Genomic DNA, 23,703 nt, shown 5'->3' on the forward strand with positions numbered 1-23,703 from the left:
TCTCTTGACAGTGCTGCCGTCCCGCTGCGTAACTGGCCGCACCGAATGGTCGGTCGGCACGGACGGGGAGGTCACACGTGGGGAACGGACCCGTGGAGGCGATGCTGGAGGCCGACAGGGCCTCGGCCGGGCTGGGGATCGGACTGGTCGACGAGGGCGACGGATTCGCCGAAGTCCGGATGACGGTGACCGGCGAGATGGTCAACGGCCACGGCACCGCGCACGGCGGCTATGTGTTCCTCCTCGCGGACACCGCGTTCGCCTGCGCGTGCAACAGCCACGGTCCGGTGACGGTCGCGGCGGGTGCGGACATCACCTTCGTGGCGCCCGCCTGGGAGGGCGACGAGCTGCGGGCCGTCGCGCGAGAACGCGTCCGGCACGGGCGCAGCGGTCTCTACGACGTGACGGTGCTGCGCGGCGAGCAGGTGATCGCGGAGTTCCGGGGGCGCAGCCGCACGGCGACGCCCGTCAAGGGGACGGAGGCGACGGCATGAGGGGCGGACTCGCGGACGCGGGGGAGCGGCTGGACCGCGAGGAGCTGCGGGCGCTCCAACTGGAGCGGCTGCGCGCCACATTGCGGCACGCCTACGAGGACGTGGAGCTGTACCGCAGGAAGTTCGACACGGCCGGAGTGCGGCCCGAGGACTGCCGGACCCTCGCCGACCTGGCGCGCTTCCCGTTCACGACGAAGGCGGACCTGCGCGACACGTACCCGTACGGGATGTTCGGCGTCCCGATGGAGGACGTGCGGCGCATCCACGCGTCGAGCGGTTCGACGGGGCGCCCCACGGTGGTCGGCTACACCCAGCGGGATCTGGACACCTGGGCTCAGCTGGTGGCGCGCTGCATCCGCGCGGCGGGCGGCCGGCCCGGCGACAAGGTGCACATCTCCTACGGCTACGGCCTGTTCACGGGCGGGCTCGGGGCGCACTACGGGGCCGAGCGCGCGGGGTGCACCGTCATCCCGGCGTCCAGCGGGATGACCGCGCGGCAGGTGCAGCTCATCCAGGACTTCCGGCCGGACATCATCATGGTGACGCCGACGTACATGCTCACGCTGCTGGACGAGTTCGAGCGGCAGGGCATCGATCCGCGCGGCACCTCGCTGCGGGTGGGGATCTTCGGCGCGGAGCCGTGGACGGAGGCGATGCGGCGGGAGATCGAGGACCGCTTCGACCTGCACGCGGTGGACATCTACGGGCTGTCGGAGGTGATGGGCCCCGGGGTGGCACAGGAGTGCGTGGAGACCAAGGACGGGCTGCACGTGTGGGAGGACCACGTCTATCCGGAGATCGTGGACCCGCTGGGGGAGCGGCCCCTGGCCGAGCCGGGGGAGCGCGGCGAGCTGGTGCTGACGACGCTGACGAAGGAGGCGCTGCCCGTCGTGCGGTACCGCACCCGGGATCTGACGCGGCTGCTGCCGGGTACGGCGCGGCCCGCGTTCCGCCGCATCGAGAAGATCACCGGCCGCAGCGACGACATGATCATCCTGCGGGGCGTCAACGTCTTCCCCAGCCAGATAGAGGAGATCGTGCTGGCGCTGCCCGCCGTCGCCCCGCACTTCCAGCTCCAGCTCACCCGGCGGGGCCGCACCGACCATCTGTGCGTCCTCGTGGAGGCGCGGCCAGGTACCTCCCGTGCCCAGCGGGAGGCGGCCGAGGCGGCTCTGGCGCGCGGCGTCAAGGACGGCATAGGGGTGACGGTGGAGGCCAGGGTGGTCGATCCGGGGACCGTCGAGCGGTCGGCGGGCAAGTTCCGCCGCATCCGCGACCTGCGGACGGCACCGGAGACGGCCCCGGCCTGACCGCTTCCCCGGCGCGGTGTCCCCGTGCGGCAGTGGGCGGCCCCCGGTGGGAGCCGCCCGGCGGGCGGCTGCCGGGGATGTCGGTTTTACTGCCGGTATGACGCTGATCTCAGGGCGTAGCCGCCCTCGCCCCCGCGCCCCGTGGTCGCTCCCCCTGCCCACCCGTACCCGGGGCCACCGGTTCGGTGCCCGCTACTTCCACCACGTCGAGCACGAGCTGACCAAGGACTCGGACACGTTCGGCGTGCCCGGCGACAACGAGAACGGGGTCATCGGCTGGGGCACCTCCTGGCGGATGCAGGGCTATCTGCTGATGGCCGAGCGCACCGGGAACCCCGTCTACGCCGGCCGGCTGGCGGGCATCGTGGACCGGGTGCTGGCCGCGCGCGACGACGAGCGCGGCAGCCGCGACCACCGGGGCCGCAGCGCACCCGTGTGGTCCACGGCGGGCAAGTTCACCGCCGCGACCGCCGCCGTGCCCGACGAGAGCGGCGCCGTCGCCCTGGAGGTGACCGTCTGCCCGCCGCGTGCCGTGGACGCCGTGGTGACCGTCGCTCCCGAGGACGGCGGCGACCGGTTCACCCTCACCGTCACCGGCAAGGGGCGCCCCGCCTGCACGGTGGAGGGGCTCAGCCTCGACCCGGCCGACCCGCGGCGCGCCGACCGGGTGCTGTACGAGGCGTACGACCAGCGCACCGCCGTGACCGGGCGGCTGCTCGCGCGGGACGGTGCGCAGGGGCCGTCGCCCTTGCGGTCACCTGCGCCGCGCCGGGTCCGTGCGGGGGAGTACTCCGTGCAGCCCGCCCGCGTCGCACTCGCCGCCCAGACCGGGATGATCGCCTACCCGATCGCGGGGCTGGTGCGGCTCGCCCGCACCGGGCGGTCCCGCGCCGTGCCGCCCGCCGTACGGGCCCGCCTCGACGGCTATCTGGACGCGGTCCGACGGGCCGTAGCCGCGCACGACCACCAGTGGCAGCCCGTCGCGGACCGGCGCGGCTGCTACCGCTGGCTGCCGGACGAGCCCGTCTCCTTCGCCGGGGCGGAACTGCCCACCAATGAGTTCCTGGCCATGGGCCGCACCCTCGTCCACCTGGCCGCCCTCACCGGCGAGGAGGAGTACGCCGAGCGTGCCGCCGCCATGGCCCGCTCGCTCAAGGCCGACCTCGCCCGGCGGGACGGCGCCGCCGTATGGCCGTACTGGCCCGCCTTCGGCCGCGTCCACAACGGCTGGACGGCCACCGGCTCACCCGCCACCGACGGCTCCGGCGTGCGCCCCTCGTACGCGCCCGTCACCGCGCCCGAGGACGTCACGCACGCCCTCATCGACCTCGACTTCCTGCACCTGTACCACTGCCAGCCGCCCGGCACGGTGCCGCCGGTCTTCACCGACAGCGACCTGCGGGCGGTGGCCACGACCTTCACCCGGCACGTCGTCGCCGGTCAGGGCCCGCTCGGCGGAGACCCCGGGCAGCGGCCCCGCATGCGGCACGACGTGAGCGGCGACGGCCGGCCCGGCACCGACCGCGAACAGGCCCACGTGGCCGCCTGGCTGCCGCTGCGCGCCTGGTCGCCCGAGCTGGCCGCGCTCGTCCTCGCCGTCCAGCCGGCGGCCCCGCCGCCCCCGGTGATGGGCGTGGACACCTACTGCGGCGCCCTGCTGGCCCGGTGGGGGTGACGGGGCCCGGGCGCTCCCGGCCCGGCGGCTCAGGCCGCCGTCGGTTTGAGCACCGCCTTGACCATGCCGTCCTGCTTGCGCTGGAAGGTGCCGTACGCCTCCGGTCCCTTCTCCAGCGGCAGCGAGTGCGTCGCGAAATGATCGACGCCCAGCGGGTCCTCGTCGGTCAGCAGCGGCAGGATGTCGTCCACCCAGCGGTGCACGTTCGCCTGTCCCATGCGCAACTGGATCTGCTTGTCGAACAGCTTGAGCATCGGCAGCGGATCTGCCGAACCGCCGTAGACGCCCGACAGGGACACGGTGCCACCGCGCCGTACCACGTCGAACGCCGCGTTCAGCGCCGCCAGCCGGTCCACCCCGGCCCGCTGCATCAGCTTCTGGCCCAGCGTCTCCGGCAGCAGCCCCACCGCCTGGTGGGCGGCCTTGGCCACCGGCGCGCCGTGCGCCTCCATGCCGACCGCGTCGATCGCCGCGTCCGTGCCCCGTCCGTGCGTCAGCTCCCGTACCGCAGCGCCGATGTCCTGGTGCTCCCGCAGGTCGAGGGTGTGCACCCCGCGCGCGGCGGCCCGCTCCAGCCGCTCGGGGACCAGGTCCACGCCGATCACCTGGGAGGCGCCGCGGTGCAGCGCGATACGGCAGCACATGTCACCGATCGGCCCCAGACCGAGCACGGTCACCGTGCCGCCCTGCGGGATGTCCGCGTAGGCGACCGCCTGCCAGGCGGTGGGCAGCACGTCCGACAGGTACACGAACCGCTCGTCCGGCGGCCCGTCCGGGACCTTGATCGGCAAGTGGTTGCCGAACGGCACCCGCACGAACTCCGCCTGCCCGCCCGGCACCTGCCCGTACAGCTTGCTGTAGCCGAACAGCGCGGCGCCGCTGCCCCACTCCTCCACCTGCGTGGTCTCGCACTGCGAGTGGAGGCCCTGCCGGCACATCCAGCAGGTGCCGCAGCTCACGTTGAACGGCACCACCACCCGGTCGCCGGCGGAGACCGACTCCACCTCCGGGCCGACCTCCTCGACCACGCCCATCGCCTCGTGGCCCAGCACGTCCCCCTGGTCCAGGAACGGGCCCAGCACCTCGTACAGGTGCAGGTCGGAACCGCAGATCCCGCTCGTGGTCACGCGTACCACCACATCGTCCGGCTCGGAGATCTCCGGGTCGGGCACGGTCTCCACCGTCACATTGCGCTTGCCTTGGTAGGTCAGGGCCCTCATGAACCTCTCCTCGCGTCGTCCGTGCACGGTCGGCCGGCTCCCGGTGGGCGGGGGACGGCTCAGCCCGGCTGGCCGCTCGTCTGGTTGAGGCGGCGGGCCGCACGGTCGTTGAGCGCGCTGACCGCCGACTGCCACCGGGACCGGCCCTCGCGGCCGGACTGCTTGGGGTCCGGCATCAGCCGCGCCACCAGGTCGTTGGTGCGGGTCACCAGCGTCGGTGCCACGCCGTACGCCTTGGCGCCCAGTTGTGCCGCGGGGGTGAGCACCACCCGGGTGCGGCGCCGCTCCAGCGCGCGGATGATGCGCTCGGCCGCCCGCAGCGCGTCCATCGACAGGCCCGGCAGCCCGGCCAGCGTCGCGAACCAGGCGAACTCCCGGCCCTGGTCGCCGGACAGCTCCACCTGCCGGTGCGAGCCGGTCCGCATCAGTCCCGGATGCACCGCCGTGACGGTCACCCCGTGCTCGGCCTGCTCGGCGTGCAGCCCCTCGGCCAGCGCGGCGACCGCCGACTTCGCGCACGAGTACGGCACCAGATGGGGTACCGGCAGCAGCCCGCCGATCGAGCCGATCAGGCCCAGCCGGCCGCCCGCCGGGCTCTCCCGCAGATGCGGCAGCGCCTCCATCGAGGTGTGCAGCGCACCGAAGAACATCGTCTCCATGGCGCTGCGGAACGCCTCCGTCCCCGACTCCTCGGCCGGCCCCACCTGGATGTTCCCGGCGTTCGCCAGCACCACGTCCAGCCCGTGCTGGTCGGCCGCGGTGCGCTCGATCACCTCGTGCACCGCCGCCCGGTCGGTGACGTCGCACACGCGCCCGGTGACCGTGTTCTCCCGTGTCCTGCGGCGCAGCAGCTCCACGGCGTGCTCCAGCTCGGCCGCGTCCCTGGCCACGACGGTGACGTCGCAGCGCCGCTCCACGCACTGCCGGGCCAGCAGCAGTCCCAGTCCGCGGGAACCGCCTGTCACCAGCACCGACAGATCCGAGAGTGCGTCCATCACCGGCCTCCTTCACGGGGGTGTCGTCCCACGGCGGTTCCCCGCATCCGCCGTGTCACACCCGCCCCGGACAGCCTCCCGGTGCGAATGTGCGAAAGGAAACCGAGGTACCCGCGCAAGGAGAGCGACCAAGGAGCAGCACACATGCAGATCGGCTACAAGCTCGCGACCGAGCAGTACGGACCGCAGGAACTGATCCGGCAGGCCGTCGCCGCGGAGGCCGCCGGATTCGACTTCGTCGAGATGAGCGACCACTACCACCCGTGGCTCGACGACCAGGGCCACTCGGCCTTCACCTGGAGCGTGCTGGGCGCCATCGCCGCCAAGACCGAACGCATCGGGCTGGTCACCGGCGTGACCTGCCCCAGCATGCGCTACCACCCCGCGATCGTCGCCCAGGCCGCCGCCACCGTGGCGCTCGTCTCCGAGGGCCGCTTCGTGCTCGGTGTCGGTTCCGGCGAACGGCTGAACGAACACGTGATCGGCCGCGGCTGGCCCGCCGTCTCCGAACGCCACACCATGTTCCGCGAGGCCCTGGAGATCATCCGGCTGCTGTGGCAGGGCGGCTACCGCTCCTACGGGGGCAAGTACCTGCGGCTCGAGGACGCCCGCGTCTTCGACCTGCCGCCCGAACAGCCGCTGATCGCGGTCGCCGCGAGCGGAGCCGCCTCCGCGAGGATCGCCGCAGAACTGGGCGACGCCCTCTTCGCCACCGAGGAGAAACCCGAGATCGTCCGCCACTACCGCCAGGCGGGCGGCACCGGGCCCGGCTACGCGGAGGTCCCCATGTCCTACGCGGCCGACGAGAAGGAGGCGGTCCGCTCCGCCCTCACCTACTTCAGGTGGGCCCTCAGCGGCTGGAAGGTGATGAGCGAGCTGCCCAATCCGGTCAACTTCGAGGCCGCCACCGCGCAGGTCCGCGAAGAGGACATCCGCGGGCGCTTCGCCTGCGGAAACGATCCCGCCCGGTATCTGGAAGTGGCCCGGCCCTTCGCCGACGCCGGCTACGACCGTCTCGTCCTGATGAACGCCGGACCAAACCCGCGCGGCTTCTTCGACTTCTGCGAGGCCGAACTGCTCGGCCGGCTCAGGCAGCTCGGACCCACGGGCGGCTGAACACCTGCCGGCGGTGGACGGCGGCCCGCGGCAGGCTGACGGCCCGCGGGCGGCGGGGAGCCCGGAAAACCGGTTGCGAGGGACGCGGCCGTCGGCTGGGCTGCCCTGACCGTTCGCACCAGTGTCCGAGGAGCATCATGCCGCGTGCCGTCACCCTCATCCGCTCCACCGCCCTGTCCGACATCGCCGAGTACGCCTACGCGGCCACGGCACCCGCCGAGGCCCGCCTGGTCTTCCTCGCCGGCGCCTGCCCGCTCACCCCCGAGGGGGAGGTCGCGCCCCTGGGCGACTACGCGGGGCAGGCCCGCCGCGCGGTGGAGAACCTGCGCACCGCCCTGAAGGAAGCCGGCGCCGGCCTGGAGGACCTCATCAGCACCCGGGTGCTGGTGGCCTCCGCACGGCAGGAGGACCTGGTGGCCGCCTGGCAGGTCTACCGCGACGCGGTGGGCGACCACGACGTCCCCAGCACCCTGATGGGCGTCACCGTCCTGGGCTACACCGGCCAACTCGTCGAGATCGAGGCGGTCGCGGCCGTCCTCGACTGATCCGGGAGCCCCGCGCTCAGCCCGGCAGCCGGAACGGCACCGTACGCCACGGGCTGCCGGGCGCGCGCAGCAACGCGTGGTGCGCCTCCCGTACGGACGTGTACCAGTCGCCGAACCGCTCCTCGTCGAAGTGGAGGCAGCGGCCCAGCACGTACGCGGCCGAGAACTGAGCCCAGGAGGAGTAGGCGTTGCGCACGCCCGCGCTCACCCGCACCAGCGCGTCGTTCATCTCCGCCCGCGTCGCGTACCGCGCGCCCCGCCCCCAGCGGGCCATCTTGGAGGCCCGGCCCAGGTCCCAGGCAGCCACCGTGCGGACCACCTCGTCCTCCCCCAGCAGACCGTCGGCGCGGAAGCGGGCCTCGTACCGCAGCACCGTGCCGACCAGTTGGCGCATGTCCGCCACGAACGACGCGAACTGCGCCTCGTCAGGGACCTCCACGACGCGGCGCAGCGTCGATTCCACACTGTCGCGCCACAGTCCGGCGTCCACCCGGGTGCTGCTCGTGCCGTGCGCCTTGACGAGTGCGAGCCGGGCCCCCAGTACGAAGTCCCAGTACCACGGGCTGACCTCGCACTCCAGCAGCCGCTGCTGGGTCTCCAGCCACTCCTGACGGCCGGTCACATCCCAGCTGTCGGCCAGGCGTTCCACCTCGTGGCTGTATCCGGCGCCGTGCCAGTCGAGGGTGTTCCACGGGTCGCCGTTGGCGTAGCACAGGTGGGCGCCGCAGGCCAGACCGTGCAGCAGCGGCCCGGTCTCCGGCGCCCCCGTGTACCGGGTGACCAGCCGGTCCGTGAGGGCGTCCGGATCGAAGAGCTCCTCGTGCAGATCGGCCCACACCTCGCGCTCCTCGTCGTCCACCTGCAACAGCAGCTGGCACGGCGTCGCCGCGTTGACGACCAGCACGTCCACCTCGGGCGGCACGATCCGCGCCAGCGAGCCGAGCGTCACGAACTCGAAGACCACATAAGGGTGCGGGCGCGTCAGCATGCCGTCCGTGTAGACCTGCATGACGGTGCGGGTCACCCCGTCGGAGCCCGTCACCTGACTGGTGTGGGGCACGCGTTCGGCCGGATCCGGTGAGGTCCGCTCGACCGGCATCGGATGGTAGAGCCCGTGCCGCGCCAGATGGCGCAGATACGTGTAGGTCTCGTCCACCTCGACCAGCTTGTGGAGCCGGCGCTCCAGTTCGGCCGGGGCCTGCCAGTGGCCGCCCTCGTGCTCGACGACGGGAAAGATGTCCTCGTGGTCGTCCTGCTCACCAACCGTGTACACCGTGCGCCCTCGTGCCCCGTTCCGGCCCCGCGGCGACGCCGGGAACCCATGCCGTGATCGAGCGGCTCACGCTACCGCCCGGCCGCGCACGGCCCGACGCCGGGTACGCGCGCCACGGACCGGTACGCGCGGCCCGGCGCCGGGTGCGCCTCACACCTCCAGCATCCCCTCGATGCGGCGCAACTGATGCCGGGCCATGGCCAGATTGGCCTTGCCCGCGTCCAGCGCGATGTAGAGGAACAGACCGTTGCCGCTCTTGCCCCGCAACAGCCGTATCAGGTGGTACTGGGACCCCAGGGTGATCAGGATGTCCTCGATCTGGTCGTCCAGCCCCAGGTGCTCCATCGTGCGCAGCTTGGCCCGTACGACGTCCGTGTTCCCGGCGGCGGCGACCTCCAGGTCGAAGTCCTTTCCCCCGCCGAGCGTGCCCAGCGCCATGCCGCTGGTGTAGTCGACCAGGGCGACCCCGATCGTGCCGTCGATGCTGCTCATCGCTTCCTTGAGGGAAGCCTCGGTGTTCGACATGGTGGCGCTCAGTCCTTCCTCGTATACGCGTCTTGCGGATAGGGCGTCTTGCGGATGCGGCGTCCTGCCGGCGGGGCGGGCGTCGTACGGGGCGCGCAGGCGCCGGTACGGGATGGCGCGGTGCGCCGCTGTGGTCCGTCACGGTGCGGGGAAGGGCCCGCGGCGGCGTTCCAGGGGCGGGCGGTGCCCCTCGGGAGGCGGCGGAGCGGCGGGTTGCGGGCCCCCGGGGCCGGGCGGCGCGGGCTGCCGCTGCGCTCCGGCGACCAGTTCGCCGATCCGCGCCGCGGTGCGGCGCCCCTCCAGATGCAGCCGGCCCACGTTGATCCGCTCGTCCGCGAGCAGGGTGAGCACCGCGGCCGGGCCCGCCGCGTACGTCGCGACGTAGCCCAGTTCGCCGTGGACCAGCAACTCCCGGAAGGCGCCCCGGCCGGTCGCCTCGTTCATGCGGAACGCCAGTCCGAGCGCGGCGGCCGTCAGCGCGGCCAGCGGCTCGGCCTCCGGCGGTCCGCCCCTCGGGGACGGGCCGCTGTCCTGTGCCAGCACGAAACCGTCCACGGTCGCCGCCAGCACCGCCTCCGCCTGCGGCACCCGCACCCTGACGCGGCGCAGCTCCGCCGCCACCCGGGCCTCGGCCGTCATGAGCACCCTCCTTCCGGAGCGCTGTCGGAACCTGCTGATCACCACGCCTCCAGGGCGTCCCTGAGCCTGCGCAGCAGGGAGACGTCCGGGTCCGGGAACTCGCCGGGCACCGGCTGCGCCCGGGCAGGGCCCGCCCGGACGGGCGGCGGGGGAGCGGGAACGAGCAGCCCGGCCGCCGCCAGCCGGCGCACGTCCACCAGCGTGTGGAACGCGGGGCGGCGCAGCTCCCGTGCGATGTCGGAGGCGGTCCGCACCCCGTCGGCCAGCTCGAGTACCGCCCGCCGGCGCCCCGGCACGGGCGCCGGCGGGCCGGCCGCCCGGTCCGCGGGGGAGACGGACCGGGCCGGTACGGGAGGGAGCGCGTCGAGCCGGCCGTCGGGCCAGATCCGGTCCAGGAACGTACGGCGGCGCACGGCCTCCCGCTCCAGGGCCGCCGCCGTCACGCACCCGGTGACGTGCGGCCAGGGGCGCACTCCCCGCCGGAACCGCCCCGGCCCGCCACCGGGTGCGAGGACGAAGAACGCCGCGTCGTGCAGCGCCACACTCGCGCACAGCTCCAGCACCCCGCCGGGCACCCGCGGCCCGGCCCCGGCAGGATGCCCGGCGGAGCCGCTGTCGCTTCCCGTCCGCGTGCGCGGTTGCCGCCCTCCGCCCCGGTGCGGGCCGGTGCCGCACGAAAGAAGGGCCTCCAGTCCGGGCGCGGCCGGGCTCTCGGCGTGCACGATCCGCCCCTCGACGAGGAAGAGGGTGCCGCCCGCCCGGGTGTAGGCGCCGGTGGCGTGCTCGGCGGCCAGCCGGTGCAGCATCGAGGGCGCATGGGCGGGCGCGGGGGTCGCGCACGGCATCACAGCACCATCCGATCGGCTATCCGGGCCAGCCGCATCCGGGCCAGCGCGAGGTTGCCCTCGTCGCGGGCGAGCCACAGATGGAGGAAGAAGCTGCCGTCCAGGGCTCCGGTCACGAATCGCAGCAGGTGGTAGCTGTCGGCGTTGGTCGTGATGATGTCCTCGACGGGCGGGACCGCGGTGCTCCCGTCCGGGCCGCGGGCGGTGGTGAGGGGACCGAAGGAGCGGTACTCGGCGACCATTCTGGCCAGTTCCGCCGTCTCGCAGGCCGCCGCCTCGTGGTCCCCGCCGGGTGCCTCCCCGGCGACGCCGAGCGCCAGACCGCTGACCCAGTCGACCACCGCGGCGCTCCGGGCGCCCGGCAGGCGCATCGCCTCCAGCAGACTCTCGTCGATCCCGGGCACACTGAACTCCCCTCCCCGGCACGGCAGACCACCCCGGTGCACACCGCCCGGCCACGGACGGTGAAGCCGACGCTACGCATCTGTGTGCCAGGGCGCGTTCGTTCGGGCACATTCCTCGGGAACATGCCAGGAGGGATCGTGAAGTGACCGTTCTGCTTTCGGAGTTGACCGCTCCGCGCACGGAAATGGCCGTATCGGGTTCCGAGTGACACGGCGCGGCCCGGCCCGGCGCGGCCCCCTCACGGCCCCGCTCGCTTCCCGCCCCGCCTCTGCTCGCCCCGCTTCCCGCCCCGCCCCCATTCCTCCCCCGAAGGGGCCGGAAGAGAACTGATCCGGCGGCGCCGCCCGTGGCAAGATGGAACTCCCGCTCCGCCGCAGCGGTTTCACCCCGCGCGGCGGCGTGCGGGGCAGAACGCCAGGACGGGACGGGGAGGGTGCGCAGGTGAGCGGTCTCAGCAAAGGACTCGGCAAGGTGGAGGTCACGCTCAAATGGGACCCGAGTCCCATGGGCGAGCCGGACCACGACCTCGACCTCGTGGCCGCCACCTACACCGCCGAGGCCCCCTACGGCGAGCCCGCCTACCTCGTCCACTTCGACAGCCGCTCCCCGGACGGCACCATCACCCTCAACCGGGACAGCAAGACCGGCCAGGGCTTCGGCTCCGACGAGGTGATGACCCTGGAGCTGGAGCGGCTGGCCGACACGTATGTGCGCGTCGTCGTCGGTGTGGCCGTCCAGCAGGGCGAGGGCCGCAAGACGTTCGCCCAGGTGCCCAACACGGCGGTGCGCATCCGGGAGGGCTACGAGGAACTGTCGGCCACGGACCTCACCGGCGTGGCGGGCTCCACCGCGGCCACGGTCGCGGAGTTCGTACGCGGCGAGACGGGGGAGTGGCACCACAAGGTCGTGCTGCGCGGTTTCGACGGCACGCCGGAGGAGTTCCCCTCGCACATGGGCGCGGCCCAGCAGGGTTCCTGACGGCCGGGGTACGTGCGGGGTGGTACCGGCGCGACCGCCGGCACCACCCCGCACGCGTGTCCGCACCGCGGGTGCGGAGCCGTCACAGCTCCTTGATGCGGATGTTGCGGAACGAGACCGCGTCCTGGGCGCTGTGCACCTGGAGGCCCACGTAGCCCGAGGCGTAACGGCGCCCGTCGGTGCCCGGGTCGTCGTCACGCGGCGGGTCGAAGATCTGGCCGCGGTCGTTCTCGAACTCGTTGATGAGCGTGCCGTTGCGGTAGATCTCGTAGTGCTGACCGATCACCCGGATCTCGTAGTCGTTCCAGGTGCCCTTCGGGGTGACGCCCGCACCGGCCAGACCCACCCGGTCGAACCCGTAGACGGAACCCGTCTTGTAGATGTCGCCGTCCGGGCGGTCCAGTATCTGGATCTCGTGGCCGTACTTGATGGCCACCCACTCCGGGCGGGACTCCTCCGGGTGGTCGTGCACATCGGGGAAGCGGACGAACACCCCGCTGTTGGTCCGGCCGTCACCGGCGGCGTCGTCGCGGAACTGGAGCTTCAGCGAGAAGTCCCCGTACCGGCGCTGCGGATACCACAGCATCCCCATGCCGTCGACGCTCTTGTCGCTGGTCATGGTGGCGTCGTCGGCGAGCCCGAACCGGCCGCCGCCCACCTGCTCCCAGGCGGCGAAGGACTCCTCGCTGCCGTCGAACAGGTCGCGGTACCCGGTGTTCTGGCCCGGGGTGCCGATCCCGGAGCGCTTGGCGGCCCGGTTGATCAGCTTCTGCTCGCGGGGCACCAGCACGCCCTCGGTGACCAACTGTTCGGTCACGCCGCGCACATGCTTGAGGAAGAGGGCCTGCGAGGTCCACTCCCGCTCGTCCTCGATCAGCTCGTTGACGGTGCAGCGCCGCTTCGTCATCCGGTTGGGGACACCGGTGTCGATGGTGCCGACGATGACGGTCTCCCGCTCGTCGTACTCGGGGCAGTCGGGCGAGGGCACCCCGCCGCCCGCGACGATCCGGAAGGACAGCTTCTTGGGCTCCGAGGTGTTCCCCTCCTTGTCCGTCGCCCGGTAGACGACCGCGTGGTATCCGGCCCGGTCCACGACGAGCGGCTCGGTGTAGGCCAGGTAGGGGCCGCCGTCCAGTGCGTACTCGGTCCTGTCCACACCGGACTTCTCGTCCGTCGCGGTCAGGGTGACGGTGGCCTTGCCGAGGAAGTGGCCGTCCGCGTTCTTCCTGCCCTCGGCCTTGCCCTCCACGACCGGCGGGGTGGTGTCCCCCTCCGGCGGCCGGACGACGGTGAAGCTCACCGACTTCTCCCCGGCCGCGTTCCCCGCCTTGTCCTCGGCGCGGTAGCGGACGGTGTGCTCCCCCTCGTCGGTGACGGTCACCGGCGCCGTGTACGGCTGGAACGGACCGTCGTCCAGGGCGTACTCGATGGCGGCCACACCCGAGCCGGCGTCCGAGGCGGTCACGGTGACCGTCGCGGTGCCCAGATAGTTGCCGTCGGCGTCCTTGTCGCCCTCCACCGTCGCGGAGGTCTCGGGCGGGGTGGTGTCCTCACCCGGGTCGCCGCCCGTCACCACGAGCGTGCCCTGCATCTGCTGGTGGCCCGGAATGGTGCAGTGGTACTTGTAGGTGCCCGGGGTCAGCGTCACCTCGGCGGTGTGCTTGCCGCCCTTCGCGTCGCCCGGCGAGGCGAGGATGTTGAGGTTCACGTCCTGGTTGTAGTCCGGGTCGGAGGTGACGAAGGTGAGGGTGTGTGCCATGCCGGAGGTGTTGCCGGTGGCCGCGCTGTTCTCGAAGACGATCGTCGCCTTGCCCGCCACGGCCGTGGCCGGCGCCGAGGCGTACTTGGTCATGTCGTCGTCGGCCGTCCAGGTCAGCACCTGCTCGGCCTGCGGCGCCTCCCGCGCGGACGGCGCCGGCCCAGCCTTCCCCCACGCCGTGGCGGAGGTCAGCCCGAGCACCATCAACAGCGCCGCCAGCACGGCGGTCACCAGTCGGCGCCCCTCCCGGCGCGCTCGTCCGTCCCGGGCGCTCATCGGCCCGCTCCCTTCCGCAGCGCCGGCTCGGCCATGTCCCCGGGCAGCGGGGTGGGCTCGCCGCCCTTGTAGGTGACGCGCCACAGTGCCGACTTGTCGTCGGAGGTGAAGAAGCCGCGCCCGTAGTCCAGGACGTACAGCGCCCCGTCGGGCCCGAACTTCCAGTCCATGAGGTTGCGGATGCCGCCCTCGCCGACCGGGACGATGCCGTCCAGGCTCTCCGCGTGGGCCGGCAGCGCGCCCGTCTTGTCGCCGTCGGGCATCACCAGGGCGTGCCGCGGCTGTTCACCGTCGTACAGATCGCCCACGAACCACTTGCCGTTCCAGTAGGAAGGCCACTTGCCCTTCGCCCCGCTGCCGGCGTCGTAGCGGTAGACCGGGCCGTTCATCGCGGCCTGCCCGCCGCCCTTGAGCCAGGGCAGGGTGAGCTTCTGCTCGGCCTTCTTGTAGCTGGGGACACCGTCGGCGTTGCGCGGGAAGTCCGGACCGCCGCCCTGCGGCGAGTACCAGATGTTGTTGGGCCGCGCGGGCGGGATGTTCACCAGTCCGTCGTTGTTCGGCGACTCGTTGCGCAGATGGTCGCAGTCGTACCAGCCCAGCGGCTTGCTCGGGTCGGGCAGATTGCGGTCGCGGTAGGGCTGTTTGTTGCCCATGCAGTACGGCCAGCCCTGGTTGCCCGCGCTGGTGATCTTCGCGAACGTGTCGTACTTGGCCGGACCCCAGGTGGGGCTCGGTTCGGTGGCGTCGGGCCCGACCCACCCCGCGTACAGGGTGTCGGTCTCCTTGTCCACGGCGATCCGGGCGGGGTTGCGCACCCCCATCACATAGATCTCGCCGCGCGTCTTGCCGCCGCCCTCGTCGGGTTCCTTGCCGGTGAACAGATTGCCCTCGGGAATGGTGTAGGTCCCGTCGTCCTCCGGGTGGATGCGCAGGATCTTCCCGTTGAGGTTGTTGGTGTTGCCCGCGGTGCGGCGCGCGTCAGCGAACGAGACGCCCTTGAAGTCCGGCTCCGGGTTGTTGCCCGAGTAACCGTCGCTGAACTGCGAGGAGTTGTTGTCGCCCGTGGCGATGTACAGATTCTCCTTGGAGTCCCACGCCATCCCGCCGCCCGCGTGGCAGCAGCTGTGGATCTGCACGGGCCAGGAGAGCAGCACCTTCTCCGATCCCATGTCCAGCTTGTCGGTCTTCTGATCCAGGGTGAACCGGGAGACGCGGCGCTCGGCCATGTGCGTCTCACGGTTGATCTCGCTGTGCGGCGTGTAGTGCAGATAGACCCAGCCGTTGTCCTCGAAGCCGGGGTCCAGCTCGATGCCGAGCAGCCCCTCCTCGTTCTTGACCAGCTCCTCGCCGCCGCCCTTGTTCCCGAAGACCGTCAGCTCTCCCGCGAGGGTGACCTTCTCGGTCTCCGGGTCCCAGATGTGCACCTGGCCCTTGCCCTTGCCGATGTCCGGGTCGTCCCAGTCGGTGACCACCGGCTGGGAGGCGTCGGCGCCGCCCCGGCCGATGTAGAAGACGCGGCCGTCCGGCGCCGTGACCAGCCCGTGCGGCTCGCCGATCTGGTCGGCCTTGCCCGGCTGGTTGGGCGCGGTCAGCCGTTCGGCCTTGTAGTTCGCGGAGATTGCGGCCTGGCAGTCGGCACGCGCCAGCCGGGTCGTCCACATCAGGGCGCCGCGCAGATGGGTGCGGAAGTCGGTCTCCTGGTAGCTTGCCGCGGTGCCGCCCATGGCGGTGTAGAACGACCGTCCCCCGTCGTAGTCCCGGCACCACGAGACGGGGTGGTCCCAGCCGCCGGCGTCCGGGCCGGGCTCATAGCTGTTGGTGCGCACCCGCGCCACGGTGTGCACCGCACCGGACGGGTTCTTCTCCCAGTTGAGCCACTTGTCCAGGCGTTTCCACTCGACGGGCAGCTCCTTGGTCGCCGGGTGCTGCCGGTCGCCGACCTCCACCACGGCCCGCTGCGCCTTGGCAGGGCTGTGCTCGGCGGGGCGGGCGCCGATCAGTCCGGTGAACCAGTCCGAGTACGGCTCCGCGCGGGCCGCGTCGTGGATGCCCAGGAAGCCGCCGCCCGCCTCCATGAAGCTCTCCAGCCCGGCCTCCTGCTCGGGGTCGAGCACATCGCCGTCACCGGTGAGGAAGACCACTGCGTTGAAGCGGCCCAGCCGCTTGGCGTTGGTGAAGACCGCAGGATCGTCGGTGGCCCGGATGGTGAACTGCTCCTGGGCCGGACCCTGCCGGCCGATCGTCTCGATGGCCTCGATGGCGGCGTCGACGGTGGGGGACTCCTCGCCGGTCGCGCCGTGGAAGACCAGGACGCGTACGTCCTCCCCGCCCGGGGGGCTGGGCAGTGCGAGCTTCGGCACGGGCGTGTCGGGCGGCGGCCCGGCCAGTGCGGGCCCGCCCAGCAGACCGGCGGCGAGTGCGCCCGTCAGCAGTGCGGCGATCCTTCTCCGCCGGGGTCTCGCCCGTTTTGGGTGTGGTTGGTGCCGCATGGGTTGTCCACCCCTCTTCGGTCACAGAAACGTGGCAGAAGCTAGACCCCTTTCGATGCTTCGCCAAGAGCTATGACCACAACTCGACGAACTTTGTCCCGGGTGTGGATAAACTCCCGGCGCGGCGCTACCGTCCCCCCAGCTGATCCGCTCAACTCGGCCCGATCCACGCTCCATTGGCCACTCGCCCGGGGGAGATCGAGAACGATGACCGGAAACCCTGACGCCACCACCCACACCCGCCGCACCTTCAGCAGACGCCTGCTCGCGGGCGGCGCCGTCGCCGCCGTCGGCGGCAGCGCACTGGCCGCGACCGCCGGACCCGCGCAGGCGGCGGCACCGGCCGCCACCGGCCAGGTGCGCCGCGCGGGCAAGGGCGGTCAGGTGCGCCGCATCAAGATGTACGCGGAAAAGCTCTCCGACGGTCAGATGGGCTACGGGCTGGAGAAGGGCAAGGCCACCATCCCCGGGCCACTCATCGAACTGGTCGAGGGGGACACCCTCCACATCGAGTTCGAGAACACGATGGACGTGGCCGCCAGCCTCCACCCGCACGGCGTGGACTACGACATCGCCAACGACGGCACCAGGATGAACAAGAGCCACGTCGAGCCGGGCGGCAAGCGCACCTACACCTGGCGCACCCACGCCCCGGGTCGCCGCAAGGACGGCACCTGGCGCCCCGGAAGCGCCGGCTACTGGCACTACCACGACCACGTGGTCGGCACCGAACACGGCACCGGAGGCATCCGAGGCGGCCTGTACGGGCCCGTCGTCGTGCGCCGCGAGGGCGACATCCTGCCCGACCCCGACCGGCAGTTCACCATCGTCTTCAACGACATGACCACCAACAACCTGGCCAAGGGCCCGGACTTCAAGGCCACGGTGGGCGACCGCATCGAGATCATCATGATCACGCACGGTGAGTACTACCACACCTTCCACATGCACGGTCACCGCTGGGCGGACAACCGCACCGGGCTGCTGGAGGGCCCCGAGGACACCAGCCGGGTCATCGACAACAAGATCACCGGGCCGGCCGACTCCTTCGGCTTCCAGGTGATCGCCGGGGAAGGGGTGGGCGCCGGCGCCTGGATGTACCACTGCCACGTCCAGAGCCACTCCGACATGGGCATGGCCGGCCTGCTGCTGATCGCCAAACCCGACGGCACCGTCCCCGGCCACGGCGACCACCACTGACGCCCCGTGCGGGCCCGCCCCCGGCCATCCCGCAGCCTCTCCCGACGATCCCTGTGCCATCCGGGGCTCCGGGTGGTACTGTGGACTCGTTGCAGTTTTGGTACCCATGACTTGTGCGCGCCTGAGCTTCGTAGCTTGGGCGCGTTCTGTTTATCCGGAGCTTTTCTGGATGGGGGTCATGACGGCGACGCGGAGCGCACGAGGTGTGCGGCTCCCAGCCACCCTGAAGGAGAAGAAGATGGCATCCGGCACTGTGAAGTGGTTCAACTCGGAAAAGGGCTTCGGGTTCATCGAGCAGGACGGCGGCGGCGCCGACGTCTTCGCCCACTACTCGAACATCGCGGCCCAGGGCTTCCGTGAGCTCCACGAAGGCCAGAAGGTCAACTTCGACGTCACCCAGGGCCAGAAGGGCCCGCAGGCGGAGAACATCACCCCCGCCTGACCGCTCGACCCCGCTCCCTCGCCTCCGGGCGGGGGAGCAGCCACTGGGGCCCGCACCGACCGGTGCGCGGCCCCAGTGCCGTTTCCGGACGGCGGTCCTCCGGCGGCCGGAGGGCCGCCGGAACCCAGGGGCAGGGAGGGACCCCCGCGCGGGCTCAGGCGCCGCTGCCCCGCAGCTCGGCCAGAGCCGCGGCCGTCAGCGGCCGGTGCGTACTGTCCGGGTCGATGAGGACGACCGTGCAGGCCGCGGCATGGGTGAGAGCCGTGGTCAGACTGCCCTCCCCGAACTGGGTGACGGAGCCGCGAACGGCTCGGCCCACCGCCACGGTGCGGGCCCCCACCTCGGCGGCGTGCCGCGCCAGGACGCGGCCGGCGGCGGCCCGGTCGCCGACGCCGGTGAGGACCTGGCCGGTGGCCGGCACGCCCCGGGCCGCGAGCCGGTCCAGGTGCGCGGTGACCGCCGCCCTGGCGCTCTCCTCCGTCTCCGTCTCGACGGCCTGCTCCTCCACCACGGCCGTCAGCTGCACATGGACGACCTCCAGCGGGCTGTCCGCGTCCTGGGCGAGCCGGGCCGCCGCGTCCACGATCTCGGCGGCATTGCCGCCGGCGCCCACCGCCACGATGAGCGGCGGCTCCCCGCCCGCCGGGGCCGGCCCCACCGGGACCAGCCCGGGTGTGACGGTCTCGCCCTCGCCGGTGTGCTGCTCGGCCGCGCTGACCAGCCCATGGCCGCTGGCCAGCACCGGGATGGCGAGCAGGAAGGCGCCGGCGCCGACGTAGAAGGGCACGCCCAGGTCCGTCGCGTCGGCGAGCTTCCCCGCGACGTACGGGGCCAGACCGCCGCCGATGAACCGCAGGAAGCCGTACGCGGAGGAGGCCACCGGCCGCTCGACTGGGGAGACCAGCATGACCGCCTGGGTGGTGAGCGTGTTGTTGATGCCGATGAAGGCGCCGCTGACGATGACGGCCACGATGACCACCGTCGGCGTGGCCACCCCGGCGGCGATGACCGCCATCACCACGCCCAGACAGAAGAGGTTCGCGTACAGCACGGGGGCGGTGCCGAAGCGGGCCTGGAGCCGCGGTGCGAACAGGACGCTGAAGAGGGCCACCAGCAGCCCCCAGCCCGTGAAGACCAGCCCCAGTTCGTGGGCGCTCAGCTTCATCGGGTACGGGGCGTAGCCCAGCATGGTGAAGAAGCCCCAGTTGTACAGCAGCGCCATGATGCCCATGGTCAGCAGCCCGCGGTGGCGCAGCGCCTTCAGCGGGGCGACGGGTGAGGTGGGGCGGGCCGGTTTGGGGGAGTCGGGGACGAAGGCAAGTGTGGCGGCCAGGGCTATGGCCATGAGGACGGCCACCCCGAAGAACGGGCCGCGCCAGCTGATGGCGCCCAGTTCTCCGCCCAGCAGAGGACCTACGGCGATACCGAGGCCCAGCGCCGTCTCGTAGAGGATGATCGCGCCGCCGAAGCCGCCGCTGGCGGAGGCCACGATGACGGCCAGTGAGGTGGCGATGAACAGGGCGTTGCCGAGCCCCCAGCCGGCGCGGAAGCCGACGATGCCGTTGATGGAGTCCGTGGCCCCGGCCGCGGCGGCGAAGACGACGATGACGGCGAGACCGATGACGAGCGTGCGTTTGGCCCCCAGCCGGCTGGAGACCCAGCCCACGACGAGCATGGCGACGGCCGTGACGATCAGATAGCTGCTGAACAGCAGGGAGACCTGGCTGGGGGAGGCGTGCAGACTCTCGGCCAGGGCGGGCAGGATCGGGTCCACCAGGCCGATGCCCATGAAGGAGATGACGCAGGCGAAGGCGACCGCCCACACGGCCTTCGGCTGCTTGAACGGGCTCGCGGCCCTCCCGTGTTCCTCGTGCGAGGCACTCATGTGCGTTCTCTTCCGAGCAGTTGGGACGAATGGGGGTGCACAGGGTCAGGAACGCGCCTGGCGGTCGTGGATCGCGCGGGCCAGCGCGGGCAGCGCGACCCCCACCGCCTGCCGCTCCGGCCCGGACAGCTCCGCGAGCAGCTCCCGCAGGGCCCGGGTCCGCTCGGCGCGGCGCCGGCGGAACAGGTCCAGGCCGGTGCCGGTGGCCTCCACCAGCACGCCCCGCCCGTCGCTGCGGTCGGCGGTGCGCCGTACCAGGTCAGCGCGTTCCATGCGGGTCACGAGCTGGGTCATGTTCGGCTGGGAGACACCCTCGGCCCGGGCGAGCTCGGACAGCCGCTGGGGACCCTCGCGGCCCAGCCGGCCCAGTGCGGAGGACGCCGCGGTGCTCAGGCCGCCCGCGGTGGCGCTGTGCCGTATGTGGCGGACGATCCGCTCCACGGCGGTCATCAGCTCGTCGGGCGACACGTCCGCGACGGAGCCGGTGTCCTTGCCCTGTACATGCATAAGCCCGTTATACATCTACGTGTACCTGGAAACAATCCGGTCGCCGTAAGAAGGGTGCTCCGGTTCCACGGCGGGACTCGCTTGCTCCGCAGGCCGGTTCACATGCCATCGTCCTGGGCGCGGCACCGCGCTTCGCGCCGTTGTCCGAGCAAAAATGACAGCGGATGTCAGGTGAACCGGCCATGATCGGTGCCACGGCCGGCCCGTACGGACAGGGGCGCCGCCGTTCCCGGTCTCGGCACCGTGCGGACCGGGCCTTCCGCAAAAGGAGTTCACCATGGCCACGAGCAACCGCCAGGCGGGCGCGGACGGTTCACCCGTCACGTTCATCAACGTCTTCGAGATCGACGCCGGTCACGTCGACGCGTTCGTCTCCCAGTGGGAGAAGCGCGCCGCGCTCATGCGCGACAAGCCGGGCTTCATCGACTCCCGGCTGCACCGGGCCCGTTCGTCGCAGACCCGCTACCAACTGGTCAACGTCGCCCACTGGGAGAGCCAGGAGGCGTGGGAGGCGGCCACCGCGGACCAGGAGTTCCAGGACCGCACCCGCGCCGCCCGCGACGACGCACGCACACCGATCACCGCCAGCCCGGCGCTGTACGACGTCGCCGTGGAGTTCTCCGCGGCGACGGAAGCGCAGGTCTAGGGCAGCATCCACGCCGGCGCGTGGGACTGGAGCAGCACCAGCAGGCAGATCGCCAGCAGCAGTCCGAGGCTCCAGGCGATGGCCTTGCGGAAGAGCACGGCCTCCTTGCCGAGGAGGCCGACGGCCGTCGCCGCGATCGTCAGGTTCTGCGGGCTGATCATCTTTCCCACCACCCCGCCCGAGGTGTTCGCGGCGACCAGCAGGATCGGGTCGAGTCCGGCCCTGCCGGCCGCGGTCTGCTGGAGGGTCGCGAACAGCGCGTTGGCCGAGGTGTCGGAGCCGGTCACGGCCGTGCCCAGCCAGCCCAGCAGCGGCGAGAGGAAGGCGAACGCCGCGCCCGCGCCCGCGATCCAGGTACCGATCGTGATGGTCTGGCCCGAGAGGTTCATCACGTAGGCGAGTGCCAGGACCGAGGCGACGGTCAGCAGTGCCCAGCGCAGGGTGAGCACCGTGCGGCCGAACTCCCGTACGGCGTCGGCGGGCCGTACCCGGTGGGCGACGGCCACCAGTACCCCGCACAGCACCAGGAGCGAGCCGGGGGAGGAGAGCCAGGGGAGGGCGTAGACGGTCGTGCCGGACCGCTCCCCGGCTGCCGTCAGCACCTGCCCGTCCAGTCCCGGCCAGCGCACCGACACCTCGCGGGCGGCGAGGAACCGCTCGGCGGGGGCCCACAGTTTCGCGACGGAGAAGACGGCGATGATGATCAGATAAGGGGTGAAGGCCGCCAGGATCCGGGGAGTGGTGACCGGCTCCGCCCCGTCCGCCGGCGACGCGGCCTCCGGCGCCGGTTCGCCGGGGCGTGCCGCACCCGTCTCCCGGCGCTCCCGCTCGGCCGCGCGCCGCAGGTCCTCCCGTACGCGCTCCCCCTCTCGGGGCTGCCAGACGCGGAGGAAGGCGACGACGGTCGCCAGCGCCACCAGCGAGGCGATGATGTCGGTCAGCTCGACCGAGATCCAGTTCGCGCTCACGAACTGCGCGACCGCGAACGCGCCGCCGCACACCAGCGCCACCGGCCAGGTCTGCCGCAGGCCGCGTACCCCGTCCACCAGCACCACCAGCAGCAGCGGCACGAACAGCGCGAGCAGCGGTGTCTGCCGGCCTACGTACGCGCCGATCCGCTCGGGGTCGATACCGGTGAGGCTGCCCGCCGTGATGATCGGCGTCGCGATGGCACCGAACGCCACCGGCGCGGTGTTGGCCACCAGCACCGTCACCGCGGCCCGCACCGGGGAGAAGCCCAGCGACATCAGCATCACCCCGGTGATCGCCACCGGGGCGCCGAAACCGGCCAGCGCCTCCAGCAGGGCACCGAAACAGAAGGCGATGATGAGCGCCTGCACCCGCGGATCGTCGCCGACGAGCCGGAAGGCACGGCGCAGATCCGCGAACCGGCCGCTGACGACGGTCAACTGGTGCACCCACAGCGCGGCCAGCACGATCCACATGATCGGGAACAGCCCGAAGGCCGCGCCCTCGGCGCCCGCGAGCAGCGCCAGGTCCGCCGGCATGCCGTAGGCCCACACCGCCACCACCACGGAGACGGCCAGCGCGGCGAGCCCCGCCCAGTGGGCCTTCAGCCGCAGACCGCCCAGGAGCACGAAGAGGGTGAGCAGGGGAGCGGCTCCCACCAGTGCGGACAGGGCGAGACTGTCGGCGACGGGCGACAGATCGGGCCGGTACATGGACACACCCCTCACCTCGACGGCGCCCTCGCGGGGACCCGAGGGCGAACTGATCGCCCGGCAAGGCTGGTTGCCGGGCGGCGCCCTGTCCAGGGGTCGGGCGCGATCAGAGGTCCGGCATGATGGGGCCATGTCCCGACGCAAGAGCGCCCGGCGCGGGCGCCGCCCCGCCGATCTGTCCCGCCGACCCGATGCCGGGGCGCCCTGCCCGTGCGGCGGTGGCGCCTACGCGGCGTGCTGCGGGCGCTTCCACCGGGGCGAGGCGCTGCCCGCGACGGCCGAGGAGCTGATGCGGTCCCGCTACAGCGCGTTCGCGGTCGGGGATGCGGCCTACCTGCTGGGCACCTGGCACCCCGCCACCCGGCCCGCGCGGCTCGATCCGGCGGACGGTCCGCGGTGGACCGGGCTGGAGATCCTCGACACGTCGGGCGGCAGTGCCTTCCACGGCGAGGGCACGGTGACGTTCCGTGCCCACTGGGTCACGGCCGCCGGTGAGCGCGGTACGCAGGAGGAACGGAGCCGTTTCGTGCGGGTGGACGGCGCCTGGAGCTACCTCGACGGCGCCGTGGCCTGACGGAGTTTCAGGCCACCGGACCGGGGGGCGGCTGCTTAGGTGTCGCATACACCTGATATACCGGAGGGCATGATCGAGCACGCACACGGCGAGCTCGTCATCCGGGAAGCCCGTCATGGGGCTCCTGCCACGACCACGTGCCGCGACAGCAGCCACAGCGGGTCCCCTCGGATGAGGGCTCTCACTTCATCATCCCCGCACCGCTTCACACGTTTGGGTACCT

The 23,703-nt window shown here is 72.2% G+C and carries 22 protein-coding genes; 10 read left to right on the forward strand and 12 right to left on the reverse strand.

Annotated elements, in window-relative coordinates; genetic code table 11:
* Positions 1 to 101: 101 nt before the first annotated feature.
* From paaI to IO40_RS0121810, 3 genes are all read left to right on the forward strand, one after another.
* A complete protein-coding gene (paaI, locus tag IO40_RS0121800; protein ID WP_031175966.1) occupies positions 102 to 494 on the forward strand; it encodes a hydroxyphenylacetyl-CoA thioesterase PaaI in 393 nt (130 codons plus the stop codon).
* A complete protein-coding gene (gene paaK, locus IO40_RS0121805; RefSeq protein WP_016470830.1) occupies positions 491 to 1,804 on the forward strand; it encodes a phenylacetate--CoA ligase PaaK in 1,314 nt (437 codons plus the stop codon). Before paaI ends, paaK begins: the two co-directional genes overlap by 4 nt.
* 97 nt (positions 1,805 to 1,901) lie before the next feature.
* The gene (locus tag IO40_RS0121810; protein ID WP_016470831.1) at positions 1,902 to 3,479 is read left to right on the forward strand and encodes a hypothetical protein; all 1,578 of its coding nucleotides are present in this window, start codon (positions 1,902 to 1,904) and stop codon (positions 3,477 to 3,479) included.
* A gap of 29 nt (positions 3,480 to 3,508) precedes the next feature.
* On the opposite strand, the gene IO40_RS0121815 is transcribed toward IO40_RS0121810, so the two are convergent.
* Positions 3,509 to 4,699: an alcohol dehydrogenase catalytic domain-containing protein gene (locus IO40_RS0121815; RefSeq protein WP_016470832.1), complete on the reverse strand. Its 1,191-nt coding sequence runs from the start codon at positions 4,697 to 4,699 to the stop codon at positions 3,509 to 3,511.
* 59 nt (positions 4,700 to 4,758) lie between these two features.
* Entirely contained in the window at positions 4,759 to 5,694 is a 936-nt protein-coding gene (locus IO40_RS0121820) for an SDR family NAD(P)-dependent oxidoreductase (protein WP_016470833.1), read from the reverse strand.
* Between the two features lie 144 nt (positions 5,695 to 5,838).
* Between IO40_RS0121820 and IO40_RS0121825 the strand changes: the two genes are divergently transcribed.
* On the forward strand, positions 5,839 to 6,810 hold the full coding sequence (locus tag IO40_RS0121825) for a TIGR03557 family F420-dependent LLM class oxidoreductase (protein ID WP_031175967.1): 972 nt from the start codon (positions 5,839 to 5,841) through the stop codon (positions 6,808 to 6,810).
* Between the two features lie 137 nt (positions 6,811 to 6,947).
* Positions 6,948 to 7,355, forward strand: coding sequence for a RidA family protein (locus IO40_RS0121830; RefSeq protein WP_016470835.1), 408 nt, complete (start codon positions 6,948 to 6,950; stop codon positions 7,353 to 7,355).
* 16 nt (positions 7,356 to 7,371) lie between these two features.
* On the opposite strand, the gene IO40_RS0121835 is transcribed toward IO40_RS0121830, so the two are convergent.
* From IO40_RS0121835 to IO40_RS0121855, 5 genes are all read right to left on the reverse strand, one after another.
* Positions 7,372 to 8,628, reverse strand: a complete 1,257-nt coding sequence (locus tag IO40_RS0121835) for a DUF1266 domain-containing protein (RefSeq protein ID WP_016470836.1) — start codon at positions 8,626 to 8,628, stop codon at positions 7,372 to 7,374.
* Positions 8,629 to 8,778: 150 nt separating this feature from the next.
* Complete coding sequence (locus IO40_RS0121840) at positions 8,779 to 9,153, reverse strand: hypothetical protein (protein ID WP_016470837.1); 375 nt, start codon at positions 9,151 to 9,153, stop codon at positions 8,779 to 8,781.
* Between the two features lie 138 nt (positions 9,154 to 9,291).
* Positions 9,292 to 9,792, reverse strand: coding sequence for a roadblock/LC7 domain-containing protein (locus IO40_RS33900; protein WP_063830985.1), 501 nt, complete (start codon positions 9,790 to 9,792; stop codon positions 9,292 to 9,294).
* Positions 9,793 to 9,830: 38 nt separating this feature from the next.
* Positions 9,831 to 10,637 carry a hypothetical protein gene (locus IO40_RS0121850; protein WP_016470839.1) on the reverse strand — a complete coding sequence of 269 codons (807 nt, stop codon included), beginning with the start codon at positions 10,635 to 10,637 and terminating at the stop codon, positions 9,831 to 9,833.
* On the reverse strand, positions 10,637 to 11,041 hold the full coding sequence (locus IO40_RS0121855) for a hypothetical protein (RefSeq protein ID WP_016470840.1): 405 nt from the start codon (positions 11,039 to 11,041) through the stop codon (positions 10,637 to 10,639). Before IO40_RS0121855 ends, IO40_RS0121850 begins: the two co-directional genes overlap by 1 nt.
* A 442-nt stretch (positions 11,042 to 11,483) precedes the next feature.
* Here IO40_RS0121855 and IO40_RS0121860 point away from each other — a divergent pair, with 442 nt between their 5' ends.
* Complete coding sequence (locus IO40_RS0121860; protein ID WP_016470841.1) at positions 11,484 to 12,020, forward strand: TerD family protein; 537 nt, start codon at positions 11,484 to 11,486, stop codon at positions 12,018 to 12,020.
* An 82-nt stretch (positions 12,021 to 12,102) separates the two neighbouring features.
* On the opposite strand, the gene IO40_RS0121865 is transcribed toward IO40_RS0121860, so the two are convergent.
* The gene (locus IO40_RS0121865) at positions 12,103 to 14,055 is read right to left on the reverse strand and encodes an OmpL47-type beta-barrel domain-containing protein (protein ID WP_016470842.1); all 1,953 of its coding nucleotides are present in this window, start codon (positions 14,053 to 14,055) and stop codon (positions 12,103 to 12,105) included.
* Entirely contained in the window at positions 14,052 to 16,544 is a 2,493-nt protein-coding gene (locus tag IO40_RS0121870) for a ThuA domain-containing protein (protein WP_031175968.1), read from the reverse strand. The genes IO40_RS0121865 and IO40_RS0121870 overlap by 4 nt, the downstream gene beginning before the upstream one ends.
* A gap of 207 nt (positions 16,545 to 16,751) precedes the next feature.
* Here IO40_RS0121870 and IO40_RS0121875 point away from each other — a divergent pair, with 207 nt between their 5' ends.
* Positions 16,752 to 17,744: a multicopper oxidase domain-containing protein gene (locus IO40_RS0121875; protein ID WP_016470844.1), complete on the forward strand. Its 993-nt coding sequence runs from the start codon at positions 16,752 to 16,754 to the stop codon at positions 17,742 to 17,744.
* A 238-nt stretch (positions 17,745 to 17,982) separates the two neighbouring features.
* A complete protein-coding gene (locus IO40_RS0121880) occupies positions 17,983 to 18,186 on the forward strand; it encodes a cold-shock protein (RefSeq protein ID WP_030405997.1) in 204 nt (67 codons plus the stop codon).
* A gap of 154 nt (positions 18,187 to 18,340) precedes the next feature.
* On the opposite strand, the gene IO40_RS0121885 is transcribed toward IO40_RS0121880, so the two are convergent.
* Together IO40_RS0121885 and IO40_RS0121890 are read right to left on the reverse strand one after the other, a co-directional pair.
* A complete protein-coding gene (locus tag IO40_RS0121885) occupies positions 18,341 to 20,071 on the reverse strand; it encodes an MFS transporter (RefSeq protein ID WP_016470846.1) in 1,731 nt (576 codons plus the stop codon).
* Between the two features lie 45 nt (positions 20,072 to 20,116).
* Positions 20,117 to 20,578 carry a MarR family winged helix-turn-helix transcriptional regulator gene (locus tag IO40_RS0121890; RefSeq protein WP_033229349.1) on the reverse strand — a complete coding sequence of 154 codons (462 nt, stop codon included), beginning with the start codon at positions 20,576 to 20,578 and terminating at the stop codon, positions 20,117 to 20,119.
* 277 nt (positions 20,579 to 20,855) lie between these two features.
* Here IO40_RS0121890 and IO40_RS0121895 point away from each other — a divergent pair, with 277 nt between their 5' ends.
* A complete protein-coding gene (locus IO40_RS0121895; protein WP_033229351.1) occupies positions 20,856 to 21,224 on the forward strand; it encodes an antibiotic biosynthesis monooxygenase family protein in 369 nt (122 codons plus the stop codon).
* Here IO40_RS0121895 and IO40_RS0121900 read toward each other — a convergent pair.
* On the reverse strand, positions 21,221 to 22,906 hold the full coding sequence (locus IO40_RS0121900) for an L-lactate permease (protein ID WP_031175969.1): 1,686 nt from the start codon (positions 22,904 to 22,906) through the stop codon (positions 21,221 to 21,223). The genes IO40_RS0121895 and IO40_RS0121900 overlap by 4 nt on opposite strands.
* Positions 22,907 to 23,036: 130 nt before the next feature.
* On the opposite strand from IO40_RS0121900, the gene IO40_RS0121905 reads away from it, so the two are divergent.
* Positions 23,037 to 23,480, forward strand: a complete 444-nt coding sequence (locus IO40_RS0121905) for a YchJ family protein (protein ID WP_031026372.1) — start codon at positions 23,037 to 23,039, stop codon at positions 23,478 to 23,480.
* Positions 23,481 to 23,703 lie beyond the last annotated feature (223 nt).

Origin of the sequence: Streptomyces albus subsp. albus (genome assembly GCF_000725885.1) — a bacterium.
In the GTDB taxonomy this organism is placed as follows: Bacteria; Actinomycetota; Actinomycetes; order Streptomycetales; family Streptomycetaceae; genus Streptomyces; species Streptomyces albus.

What these genes read in the sequence shown, in the direction of transcription:
- paaI (WP_031175966.1), top strand. Translation starts at nt 102, where the DNA reads ATGCTGGAGGCCGACAGGGCCTCGGCCGGGCTGGGGATCGGACTGGTC.
- paaK (WP_016470830.1), top strand. Translation starts at nt 491, where the DNA reads ATGAGGGGCGGACTCGCGGACGCGGGGGAGCGGCTGGACCGCGAGGAG.
- IO40_RS0121810 (WP_016470831.1), top strand. Translation starts at nt 1,902, where the DNA reads ATGACGCTGATCTCAGGGCGTAGCCGCCCTCGCCCCCGCGCCCCGTGG.
- IO40_RS0121815 (WP_016470832.1), bottom strand. Translation starts at nt 4,699, where the DNA reads ATGAGGGCCCTGACCTACCAAGGCAAGCGCAATGTGACGGTGGAGACC.
- IO40_RS0121820 (WP_016470833.1), bottom strand. Translation starts at nt 5,694, where the DNA reads ATGGACGCACTCTCGGATCTGTCGGTGCTGGTGACAGGCGGTTCCCGC.
- IO40_RS0121825 (WP_031175967.1), top strand. Translation starts at nt 5,839, where the DNA reads ATGCAGATCGGCTACAAGCTCGCGACCGAGCAGTACGGACCGCAGGAA.
- IO40_RS0121830 (WP_016470835.1), top strand. Translation starts at nt 6,948, where the DNA reads ATGCCGCGTGCCGTCACCCTCATCCGCTCCACCGCCCTGTCCGACATC.
- IO40_RS0121840 (WP_016470837.1), bottom strand. Translation starts at nt 9,153, where the DNA reads ATGTCGAACACCGAGGCTTCCCTCAAGGAAGCGATGAGCAGCATCGAC.
- IO40_RS33900 (WP_063830985.1), bottom strand. Translation starts at nt 9,792, where the DNA reads ATGACGGCCGAGGCCCGGGTGGCGGCGGAGCTGCGCCGCGTCAGGGTG.
- IO40_RS0121850 (WP_016470839.1), bottom strand. Translation starts at nt 10,637, where the DNA reads ATGCCGTGCGCGACCCCCGCGCCCGCCCATGCGCCCTCGATGCTGCAC.
- IO40_RS0121865 (WP_016470842.1), bottom strand. Translation starts at nt 14,055, where the DNA reads ATGAGCGCCCGGGACGGACGAGCGCGCCGGGAGGGGCGCCGACTGGTG.
- IO40_RS0121870 (WP_031175968.1), bottom strand. Translation starts at nt 16,544, where the DNA reads ATGCGGCACCAACCACACCCAAAACGGGCGAGACCCCGGCGGAGAAGG.
- IO40_RS0121875 (WP_016470844.1), top strand. Translation starts at nt 16,752, where the DNA reads ATGACCGGAAACCCTGACGCCACCACCCACACCCGCCGCACCTTCAGC.
- IO40_RS0121880 (WP_030405997.1), top strand. Translation starts at nt 17,983, where the DNA reads ATGGCATCCGGCACTGTGAAGTGGTTCAACTCGGAAAAGGGCTTCGGG.
- IO40_RS0121885 (WP_016470846.1), bottom strand. Translation starts at nt 20,071, where the DNA reads ATGAGTGCCTCGCACGAGGAACACGGGAGGGCCGCGAGCCCGTTCAAG.
- IO40_RS0121890 (WP_033229349.1), bottom strand. Translation starts at nt 20,578, where the DNA reads ATGCATGTACAGGGCAAGGACACCGGCTCCGTCGCGGACGTGTCGCCC.
- IO40_RS0121895 (WP_033229351.1), top strand. Translation starts at nt 20,856, where the DNA reads ATGGCCACGAGCAACCGCCAGGCGGGCGCGGACGGTTCACCCGTCACG.
- IO40_RS0121900 (WP_031175969.1), bottom strand. Translation starts at nt 22,906, where the DNA reads ATGTACCGGCCCGATCTGTCGCCCGTCGCCGACAGTCTCGCCCTGTCC.
- IO40_RS0121905 (WP_031026372.1), top strand. Translation starts at nt 23,037, where the DNA reads ATGTCCCGACGCAAGAGCGCCCGGCGCGGGCGCCGCCCCGCCGATCTG.